The organism is Klebsiella sp. MS 92-3 (assembly GCF_000195655.1).
GTDB classification, from domain to species: domain Bacteria; phylum Pseudomonadota; class Gammaproteobacteria; order Enterobacterales; family Enterobacteriaceae; genus Klebsiella; species Klebsiella pneumoniae.
This window is the reverse complement of sequence record NZ_GL882839.1, coordinates 37,978-38,933: the sequence shown is the minus strand read 5'-3', so window position 1 is coordinate 38,933 and position 956 is coordinate 37,978. Positions and strand designations below refer to the sequence as shown.

General features: G+C 61.6%; 1 protein-coding gene and 1 pseudogene. Both read right to left on the bottom strand.

Going from position 1 to position 956, the window contains the following annotated elements:
* Nucleotides 1-432: pseudogene (locus tag HMPREF9538_RS07185) on the bottom strand (aspartate aminotransferase family protein); the annotation flags it as partial.
* 9 nt (nucleotides 433-441) lie between these two features.
* The coding region (locus tag HMPREF9538_RS07190; RefSeq protein ID WP_009485828.1) for an aminotransferase class III-fold pyridoxal phosphate-dependent enzyme at nucleotides 442-956 on the bottom strand (515 nt) is incomplete at its 5' end.

The window sequence follows — 956 nt, the reverse complement described above, 5'->3', positions numbered from 1 at the left end:
CCCCCCGCCCGGAAAACCGACCCGGGCGCGCAGCCATTCGATCAGCTTCATCTCGATAATGGTTGCCGACGGGCTCTGATCCCAGGAGTCCATGCTCTGGTTGGTGGCGTTAATCAGCACTTCCGCCGCCTGGCTAATCACCAGGCTCGGGCAGTGCAGGTGCGCCACGCACTGCGGGTGATGCACCGACAGGCTGTCTTTCAGGAAGTACTCGATCGCACGATCAATCGCCGCCTGGTTACCCAAACCCTGTTCGTTAAATTCAAGGGAGATACGCTCACGCAGCTCGTCAACGCTTTTCCCCTGATACATCTCAGGTTGCTTCAGCCACTGCACAACGGCCTGGCTGGTCTGCTCGATAACCTGCTGATAGGCTTCAACGCTCTGCGCTGAACCAGCAAGAATCGGATTCAATGTGGACATGGCGGTCACTTACTCCACTCAGACCGGTTTTACGCCGGCGGCCAGCAGGGCCTGTTCAAATTTGTCGAGGAACACGTCCAGCTCCGCGTCGCTGATCAGCAGGGACGGCAGCAGGCGCAGCACGCAGCCGTGACGACCGCCACGCTCGAGGATCAGGCCCGCTTCGAAGCATTTCTTCTGCAGCAGGGCAGAGAGTTCGCCATCAGCCGGGTAGCAGCCCATGTGATCCTGCGCTTCGTTCGGCTTGACGATTTCGATACCGATCATCAGACCGAGACCGCGAACGTGGCCAATCACCGGGTAGCGTTTCTGCAGCTCGGCCAGTTTACCTTTCAGCCACTCGCCCTGGGCGGCGACTTTGTCGGCGATCTTGTTGTCGCGCAGATGACGCAGGGTGGTCAGGCCGGTGGCCATCGCCAGCTGGTTGCCGCGGAAGGTGCCGGTGTGGTGACCCGGTTCCCAGGCGTCGAACTGCTTTTTAATGCCCAGCACCGCCAGCGGCAGGGCCCCCCCCCCCCCCCCCCCCCCCCCAC